At 62.1% G+C, this 8,492-nt stretch carries 7 protein-coding genes; 5 read left to right on the top strand and 2 right to left on the bottom strand.

Annotated elements, in window-relative coordinates; translation table 11 throughout:
- Positions 1-17: 17 nt before the first annotated feature.
- Together NKI31_RS28770 and NKI31_RS28765 are read left to right on the top strand one after the other, a co-directional pair.
- Positions 18-1,190 carry a porin gene (locus NKI31_RS28770; RefSeq protein WP_023687275.1) on the top strand — a complete coding sequence of 391 codons (1,173 nt, stop codon included), beginning with the start codon at positions 18-20 and terminating at the stop codon, positions 1,188-1,190.
- Between the two features lie 239 nt (positions 1,191-1,429).
- Positions 1,430-2,506 carry a tyrosine-type recombinase/integrase gene (locus NKI31_RS28765; protein ID WP_352625977.1) on the top strand — a complete coding sequence of 359 codons (1,077 nt, stop codon included), beginning with the start codon at positions 1,430-1,432 and terminating at the stop codon, positions 2,504-2,506.
- 59 nt (positions 2,507-2,565) lie between these two features.
- Here NKI31_RS28765 and NKI31_RS28760 read toward each other — a convergent pair whose 3' ends face one another.
- Complete coding sequence (locus tag NKI31_RS28760; protein WP_352653189.1) at positions 2,566-3,468, bottom strand: alpha/beta fold hydrolase; 903 nt, start codon at positions 3,466-3,468, stop codon at positions 2,566-2,568.
- A gap of 311 nt (positions 3,469-3,779) precedes the next feature.
- Positions 3,780-5,813: a lytic transglycosylase domain-containing protein gene (locus NKI31_RS28755; RefSeq protein ID WP_352653188.1), complete on the bottom strand. Its 2,034-nt coding sequence runs from the start codon at positions 5,811-5,813 to the stop codon at positions 3,780-3,782.
- Positions 5,814-6,090: 277 nt separating this feature from the next.
- Here NKI31_RS28755 and dapA point away from each other — a divergent pair, with 277 nt between their 5' ends.
- The 3 genes from dapA (at position 6,091) to NKI31_RS28740 (ending at position 8,267) form a co-directional block, all read left to right on the top strand.
- A complete protein-coding gene (gene dapA, locus NKI31_RS28750) occupies positions 6,091-6,972 on the top strand; it encodes a 4-hydroxy-tetrahydrodipicolinate synthase (RefSeq protein WP_352653190.1) in 882 nt (293 codons plus the stop codon).
- A 25-nt stretch (positions 6,973-6,997) separates the two neighbouring features.
- Positions 6,998-7,477, top strand: a complete 480-nt coding sequence (gene smpB, locus NKI31_RS28745) for an SsrA-binding protein SmpB (RefSeq protein WP_023687280.1) — start codon at positions 6,998-7,000, stop codon at positions 7,475-7,477.
- Between the two features lie 70 nt (positions 7,478-7,547).
- Positions 7,548-8,267 carry a glycoside hydrolase family 25 protein gene (locus NKI31_RS28740; protein WP_352653187.1) on the top strand — a complete coding sequence of 240 codons (720 nt, stop codon included), beginning with the start codon at positions 7,548-7,550 and terminating at the stop codon, positions 8,265-8,267.
- The last annotated feature ends 225 nt before the right edge of the window (positions 8,268-8,492 follow it).

The raw sequence follows: 8,492 nt of genomic DNA, 5'->3' as shown, positions 1-8,492 counted from the left end.
TGACTGGAGGTCAGAAAATGAACATTAAGAGCCTTCTCCTCGGCTCCGCTGCGGCCTTGATCGCAGTTTCCGGTGCGCGCGCCGCCGACGCCGTCGTCGTCGCCGAGCCGGAACCGGCTGAATACGTCAAGATTTGCGACGTTTACGGCTCGGGCTACTTCTACATTCCCGGCACCGAAACCTGCCTGCGCATCGGCGGCTATGTCCGCTACGACATCGGTGCCGGCGACGTCGGCGCATTCACGGGTGCGGAGTCGGTCGACCACGAAGATGGCGACGTGCAGGACACCTGGTACAAGAATGCCCGCGCCACCTTCAAGACCTGGACCAACCAGGAAACCGAACTCGGCACCTTGAAGACCTACACCGAGACCCGATTCAACTTCGGCAACAACAATCGGTACGCCACCAACATCGCTGATGATCCGGCCACCCCCCTCGTCGATGAAGCCTTTATCGATAGCAATCCGGCCGGCATGAAGAGCGTTTCGCTGAACTTCGCCTGGATCCAGCTCGGTGGCTTGCGCGTTGGTAAGGACGAATCGGCCTTCAATACGTTCATCGGCTATGCCGGCAACGTCATCCAGGATACGCTGGTCCCCTACGGCGGCTTCGACACCAACGTCATCCAGTACTATTTCGATGCGGGCAACGGCTTCTCCGCCGTCCTCTCGCTCGAAGAAGGCGCTGGCGTCGTCGGCACCATCGACAGCTATGTTCCGCATGTCGTCGGCGGTCTGAAGTATACGCAGGGCTGGGGCGCCATCACCGGCGTCATTGCTTACGACAGCAACTATGAAGAAGTAGCCGGCAAGGTGCGTTTGGACGTCACCCCGATGCAGAACCTGTCGCTGTTCATCATTGGCGGCTACGGCACCGACGACAATCTGTCGGATCCGACCTGGGCAATCCCGGCCGGCGGCCGCGGCTTCTACAAGCAGTGGGGCGGCAACTGGGCAGTCTGGGGTGGTGGCACCTACACCATCAACGAGAAGACCTCGTTCAACGTCCAGCTTTCGTATGACGAGGACAAGAACTTCGGCGCCGCGGCGAACATCGCCTATGACGTCGTCCCCGGCTTCACGGTCACGGCCGAAGTCGACTACATCAACGTTGGCGACTCCGATTGGACCGATGCCCGCGATGACGACGCCATTGGCGGCATGCTCCGCTTCCAGCGCTCGTTCTAAGGGCTAGCTTTAAACAGGTGAATACCAGCCCGGGCGATTCAACGCCCGGGCTGTTTTGTTTCGTGACTGGGTCAAGACAAGCAGAAGGAACAGGGGGAATCGGCAGCTGAACAGTCCGTAGGGTGAGTTCGTGGGATCCGCTGATGGTGGATGAATTCACAACTGCGTGATTAAATCTCTTGAAAGGACGCTTCCAAGCGGGTAGGTCTGACTCTATCCACTCGGGGGTGTGGCAATTTATGACCATCGAAGCGATACAAGAGGGCGACCCCTCCGAACATTTCTCAATGTTCTCTTCTCAAAATGCGAAGATAAAATACAGCTACAACAAGATCAGAGAAGTAAAGTCGCACCGGGTCGGAGAGCTTTTTTCAGCGTACCGAGACATACTCTGGGATGATGGGCGACATAAGTACAATGTCAGCTCCTTCATCGGCGAAATAGACGAGATTCTCCTCGGAGAACGGTTCAGCGCCTTCGACCAGAGCACCCTTGACAACCTTATCGGCACCTTGCGCCAGCGCGGCAACAGCAACGCAACCATCAATCGAAAGATGGCTGCCCTCAGCAAACTGCTGCGCAAGGCTTACAAGATGGGGGATATCCACAGCCTGCCCGAGTTCCGCCGCCAGAAGGAGCGGGCGGGACGGATACGTTTCCTCGAAAGGGACGAAGAAGCAAGGCTGTTCGCCGCCATCAGGACCCGCAGCGAGGATGCCTACCGTCTTTCATGCTTTCTCGTGGACACCGGATGCCGTCTCGGCGAGGCGCTCGGACTGATCTGGAACGACATCCAGGAACACCGCGTCTCGTTCTGGATCACCAAATCCGGCCGCAGCCGCACCATCCCGATGACCGAGCGGGTCAAAGAGGTGATCAAACTGCCGCCCTCAGAGGGCCGCCGGCCCAAAGGTCCGTTCACCAAACTCAGCCAGGCGCAGTTTCGCGCCATCTGGAACGATGCCAAGGCCGAGGTCGGCCTCGGCGCCGACGACCAGGTGGTGCCGCACATCTTGCGTCACACCTGCGCCTCACGTCTGGTCCAGGGCGGCATCGACATCCGGCGCGTGCAGATGTGGCTCGGCCACCAGACGCTTTCGATGACCATGCGCTATGCGCATCTGGCCACCAACGATCTCGACGGCTGCGTCGTCGTGCTGGAAACGCCCCGCGGCGAAGGGCTGTCCGGTGATGGAAAAAACTCCGCCTTCGCATCGCCGCTGACCACGGCCTCAGTGCCAACGCCTGCCCAAAAGAGCAAAACGGCAGCGGCGAAGGCACCCAAGACGCCCCGGAAAAGCTCGAAAGCCAAATAGTTACCCAAGGCTTTCATATACTGCCATGGCAACCCCAGGATCATATTTGATCTTGGGGTTTACTTTTCCTGGGCCGTATTTAGTACTCCATCCAGGAAGGCCGCGATAGCGCCCGGCAGGTTGCCTGTCTCCAGGAAGGGGGCATGGCCTTGGCCCTCGACGGTGGTCGCTTCCATGCCGGGATGACGCTTTTGCATCTCGTCGAGTGTGTCGGCCGACAAGAGTTTCGAGTTGGCGCCGCGAATGGCAAGCAAAGGTATCGCCGCCAGCGCCTCGAACTGTGGCCACAGATCCGGCAACGGCTTGCTGAGGTCGAGGCCCGCCACCGTCTCGACCAGTTGGGGGTCGAAATCCGGCAACAGGAGGCCTTCGTCCGTCTCGCGGTAGAGGGCCGACACCATCCGCTCCCAATCCGCCGCGGTCAGAGCGGGAAAATCCGCGCCGTGCGCGACGCGTTGCGCATCGATCGCCTCATGGCGGCTCTTCGGTTTCGGTGCCGGGTCGAGATAGGTTTGGATATGGGCCAGCCCCGCGGCCTCGATCACGGGTCCGATGTCGTTCAGCACTATGGCTTTCAGTATGGCTGGCCGCAGCGCGCCGAGCACGTGGATGATCAGTCCGCCACGCGATGTGCCGATGAAGGCCGCTTCCTCGACGTCCAGGGCAGCCAGCCCGTCGAGGACATCGCCGGCCTCGATGCCGATAGTGTAGTGGCCGATATCAGGGTCGTAAGCGGACTGGCCGCGGCCACGGTAGTCGAAGGCGATGACCTTGCGCGGATTGTCGGCCCGCTGTGACAAATAAAGCGCCAACTCATGAAAGTCGCGCGCGTTGCGGGTCAGGCCGGGCAGGCAGACCACCGGCCAGTTTCCCGAGTTTGTCTCACCGTAGATGCGAGCGTGAAGTCTGAGGCCGTCCGGCGCTGTGTAGAAGAAATCGGAAAAGCCGTCGGTGCTCGACATATTGAAAGGACTCCCTGGCCGGATTGTCTCCGTCTGCTACAGGCGAGGGTGGGAGCGGTCAAATCGAGGGTTGTCGGCAAGCTGACACTCTTGGAAATGTCGGAGGGACAGCGCCCCCCTCTGTCCTGCCGGACATCTCCCCCACGAGGGGGGAGATTGGCGGTTCAGGCGCTACGCCCTTCCTTCGACGTTGGAGATTGGCGAAATCGGCAACGATAGCTGATCTCCCCACTCGTGGGGGAGATGTCCGGCAGGCCAGAGGGGGGCGCGGAGGATCGCCAACGTCTGCCCATGGCGACAGCTCTGCCGCCTCAACCCCGCCCGTTCACCAAATCCCCAACGATGTCGTACTTCCCCGAAATACGCATCTTGTAGACCTCGTAATTCTCCATCACGCGCTGCACGTAACTTCTTGTTTCGGTGTAGGGAATCCGCTCGATCCAGTCGACGACGGCGTCGATGCCCTTGCCGCGCGGGTCGCCGTACTTGGCTACCCATTGGCTGGCGCGGTTGGGGCCGGCATTGTAGCCGGCGAAGGTCAGCACATAGGAGCCGCCGAAGCGGTCGAGCTGCTCGCCGAGGAAGGCAGCCCCCAACGTCGCATTGTAGCCGGCATCGCTGGTCAGCCGATCCTGGGAAAAGCTCAGTCCTGCCTTCTTCGCCAATTGCTTGGCGGTGCCCGGCATCAGCTGCAGCAGGCCGCGCGCGCCGGCGCTGGAGACGGCGCCGACATTGAATTCGCTTTCCTGGCGGGCGATCGCGTAGGCCAGCGCCTTGCCCGAGCCGGAAATGTCGGCGGTGTCGGGAATGACGCCCAGCGGATGCGACAGCGCGCCGACATCGATGCCGCGCGCGCCGGCGATCTTGCCGATCTTCAGCGCCATGAAATGATTGCCCTGCTTTTCCGCCAGCACGGCAAGCAGCGCCAGCTCGCCGGGGCTGGTCAACTGCCCGGCGAGGTCGCGGTAAAGCGTCTCGGCATAGCGGTCGTAGCCCGCCTCCTGCAGCCGCTTGATGGCGCTGACGGCTTCGCGGCCGTCAAAGCTTTGGCGGTCGACAGTGCTTGGCTCGGGATAGGCGATGTTCAGCGTGCGCAAGCCAACCCGTTCCGCCGCCAACTGCCCGTAGAAAGTGGTGCCATAGGCTGCCGCCTTGGTGAAATAATCCTTCGCATTGCCGGGACCGCCGACTTCCGCCGCGCGGCCAAGCCAGTAATAGGCGCGTGACAGCGACATCGGTCCCTGCGCGAGATCGGCGATGCGGGCAAAATGGGTCGAGGCCGTCGCAGGATCGTTGAGGCCGCGCAGCGCATACCAGCCGGCGTGGAATTCAGCCTCGGCGGCGCTGGCGGGACTTTCGGCGGCGTGCGCGGCAACGATCTTGTAGGCGGTCTTCCAGTCGCTCTGATCGACCAGCGCGCGCGACAGCACGCGGCGCTCGACCCACCAGGCATCGGGATCGACCAACGCGTCGCGGTTCGTTGGCGCTTTCATCATCACCGCGGCGGCGTCCGCAAACTTCCGCTGCTTGCGCAGATATTCGGCTTGCGCGAAGAAATAGCCGGCCGATTGCTGTGCGGCAGGCACTGCTTTCAACAGCTTGGCCGCGTTCTTGTCGCCACGCGAGGCGGCGGCCCAGGCATCGGCCAGCGGTTGCGCGCCGGCAAGTGCTGCGACCCGCAGTGCCGAATTCTCCCGGTCGGCATAAAACATCCGTTCCATGCGGAAACGATGGTCGGCAGCCGGAATGATGGCGCCAAACTCCTTGCTGACGGCCGCCTCGTCCCTGGCTTCCAGCTTCTCGGTGCGCCAGAATGGCGACAGCACGGAAAGCGCAGCCTTGGTGTTGCCAAGAGCTACATAAGAACGGGCAAGGATGACCACGCCTTGAAAGGTCAGCGGCTGGCTGCCGTCAAAGGCTTTCACCACGGTCTGCGGCGACGGGTTTTCGCGATAAAGCGCGCGCTCGCTGTTCTTGCGCAAGGCCATGGTGCCCGGCCAGTTCGGCAGCATCTTTGCGGTATCGGCAATCTCGCTGCTCGGCACACGGTCGCCGCCATAGAGCGCGATCGCCCAGGCCAGGATATGACGGTCCAGCGAATTGGCCGGCAATGTTTCGCGCACCGCTCGTGCCGCGGCGATATCGCCGGTGGCCAATGCGTCGAGACCGCTTTTCAGCACGACGATACTGGCGGAGGGCGCATCGGTCTGCGCTCTGTCTTGCATGTCAGGCATCGGGATCGATGAGGTCGTCTGCTCGTCGACGCTCTCGTTTGCCGCCGTCCCCACTATCAGCAGGGCAACGGCGCCAAGCAATATGAAGCGGAGTGGCCGACTGGCCGGCATGATCCTGATCTTTCCCTGTTGCGGCACTTTAGATGGCAAGCCCAGGTGCCCGAGAGCCTAGACTTAGGTCGTGAAGAGCCCGTAAACAAAGGGTTATCCAGGCCGTTCGAATTGCGCTTGCTGGCACCATCGGCATGCTTGCCGCGCAACAGTGTCGAGACTATGGTGCGCGGCTTCGCTTTCGGCTAGAAGGCGCCCGATGCAGTCGCCCAAAAGTGGGAACCGGTTTTGGGACGACGACATGCATAAACAAACAAGTCCCAAGGAGTTGGACGACATGCTGAGAGGCTCGCTTACTGCGCTCGTGACGCCGTTCGAAAAGAGCGGACGTTTCGACGAGAAAGCCTTTCGCGCTTTCGTCGAATGGCAACTTGGCGAGGGCACGACGGGCCTCGTCCCGGTCGGCACCACCGGTGAGTCGCCGACGCTGTCGCATGACGAGCATCGCCATGTCGTCAAGGTCTGCATCGATGTGGCCAAGGGCCGCGCTCCGGTCGTCGCCGGCGCCGGCTCCAACAACACCGCGGAAGCGGTCGGTCTGGTGCAATATGCCGAGCAGGCGGGCGCCGACGCCGCTCTGGTCGTGACACCCTATTACAACAGGCCGACGCAGCGCGGCCTGTACGAGCATTTCGCCGCCGTCGCCAGGGCGACCAAGCTGCCGATCATCATCTACAACATCCCGCCGCGCTCGGTGATCGACATGATGCCGGAGACGATGGGCAGGCTGGCGCACGACTTCCAGAACATCGTCGGCGTCAAGGATGCCACCGGCAAGGTCGAGCGCGTGTCCGAACAGCGCGCCACCTGCGGCAAGGATTTCATCCAGCTTTCAGGGGAGGATGCCTCGGCGCTCGGCTTCAACGCCCATGGCGGCGTCGGCTGCATCTCGGTGACGTCGAATGTCGCGCCGCGGCTGTGCGCCGAATTCCAGGAAGCCACACTGTCCGGTGACAGCGCCAAGGCGCTGGAATTGCAGGACCGTCTGCTGCCGCTGCACAAGGCGATCTTCCTTGAGCCCGGCCTGTGCGGCGTCAAATACGCGCTGTCGAAGATTGGCAAGGTCGAGAACGTGGTGCGCTCGCCGCTGGTGACCATCGAGGCGTCGACCGCCGAGAAGATCGATGCGGCGATGAAACACGCCGGCTTGATAAACTAGGGATGAGGCGCCACCTCTCCACATCATGAACCAGGTCAGAAAAGCCGATCCCAACAACAAAACCGTTGCGGAAAACCGCAAGGCGCGGTTTTCCTATGAGGTGCTCGACACGGTCGAGGCCGGCCTTGTGCTGACCGGCACCGAGGTCAAGTCGCTGCGCCAGGGCCAGGCCAACATCCAGGACAGCTACGCCTCGGTCGAGGGTGGCGAGATCTGGCTGATCAATTCCTATCTGCCGGAATATCTGCAGGCCAACCGCTTCAACCACGAGCCCAGGCGGCGTCGCAAGCTGCTGCTCAACAAGCGCGAGATGGCAAAACTGGCGCAGAGCATCGACCGCGAAGGCATGACGCTGGTGCCGCTGAAAATCTACTTCAACGACCAGGGCCGCGCCAAGCTGCTGCTTGCCGTCGGCCGCGGCAAGAAACTGCACGACAAGCGCGAGAGCGAAAAGCAGCGCGACTGGTCGCGCGAAAAGGGCCGGCTCATGAAGGAACGCGGCTAGAACCTCGGGCAGTCCCAGAAAAGCCAGACGTCGGCTTTCAGGTTTCGAACAGCTGCAGCAGCAAAACACGATGGGGGAAGGCTTGAAGAACCGGATCATCCTCTGGGGTGCGGCCAGTCTGGTCTTTGCGGGTCTTGTCGGGGCAGGCGGCTTCTTCTATTTCCGGGCCTTCTCGCCGGATCGTGACAGCTATCCGGTCAGGGGTATCGACGTTTCCCATCATCAGGGTGAGATCGACTGGCGGCGCGTTGCCGCCGACGATGTCGCCTTCGCGGTCATCAAGGCGACCGAGGGCGGCGACCATGTCGACGATGCCTTCGCCAAGAATCTGCGCGAGGCGCGCGCGGCGGGCCTCGCCGTCGGCGCCTATCACTTCTTCACCTTCTGCCGGCCGGGCGCCGACCAGGCGAAAAATTTCATCGCGGTGGTGCCGCACGACCAGCCGCTGCTGCCACCGGTCGTCGACATCGAATTCGGCGGCAACTGCCCGCAACGCCCCTCGCCGGAGCAGCTGAGCGCGGAACTCCAGGCCTTCCTCGGACCGGTTGAGGCTGCGTTCGGCAAGCCGGCGATCATCTACCTGACCGACGAGGCCGAGGACGCTTATGCCGGGAAAATCGACGTTCGCCCGCTCTGGCGTCGCTCGTTGCTCCTGGAGCCAGGTCGCAACGACTGGATCTACTGGCAGTACCACAATATGGGCCGCGTCGACGGCATCGTCGGCGATGTCGATCTGAATGTGCTGAAGGGCGGGCAGGAGAAGCTGGCTGAGTTGTTTGCCGCGCCTTGACCTGGCGTGCTCGACCGGCGCGAGATTGGAACCAAACATCGCGGCGCTGATCGGTCCTACCCAGCGTTCCGGCCAGTCTGCGCGCTAACGAAGGTCGGTTTCAGACCGAGCGCTTCCGGGACTTTCATGATTGTCGCAATTCCGGGTTCCCGTCGCCGCTCAAGGCTTTGGAGAGCGCCTGTCTCGTCATGCCCGCCTTTCGGCAAGCTTCGTCATCCGCGCCCG

Source organism: Mesorhizobium sp. M0659 (assembly GCF_040320605.1).
Lineage (GTDB): Bacteria > Pseudomonadota > Alphaproteobacteria > Rhizobiales > Rhizobiaceae > Mesorhizobium.
Note: the sequence above shows the minus strand (reverse complement) of the source record. Positions and strands in the feature narration are given on the sequence as shown.

Coding starts and splice junctions, on each gene's coding strand:
- NKI31_RS28770 (WP_023687275.1), top strand. CDS start 18: ATGAACATTAAGAGCCTTCTCCTCGGCTCCGCTGCGGCCTTGATCGCA.
- NKI31_RS28765 (WP_352625977.1), top strand. CDS start 1,430: ATGACCATCGAAGCGATACAAGAGGGCGACCCCTCCGAACATTTCTCA.
- NKI31_RS28760 (WP_352653189.1), bottom strand. CDS start 3,468: ATGTCGAGCACCGACGGCTTTTCCGATTTCTTCTACACAGCGCCGGAC.
- NKI31_RS28755 (WP_352653188.1), bottom strand. CDS start 5,813: ATGCCGGCCAGTCGGCCACTCCGCTTCATATTGCTTGGCGCCGTTGCC.
- dapA (WP_352653190.1), top strand. CDS start 6,091: ATGCTGAGAGGCTCGCTTACTGCGCTCGTGACGCCGTTCGAAAAGAGC.
- smpB (WP_023687280.1), top strand. CDS start 6,998: ATGAACCAGGTCAGAAAAGCCGATCCCAACAACAAAACCGTTGCGGAA.
- NKI31_RS28740 (WP_352653187.1), top strand. CDS start 7,548: ATGGGGGAAGGCTTGAAGAACCGGATCATCCTCTGGGGTGCGGCCAGT.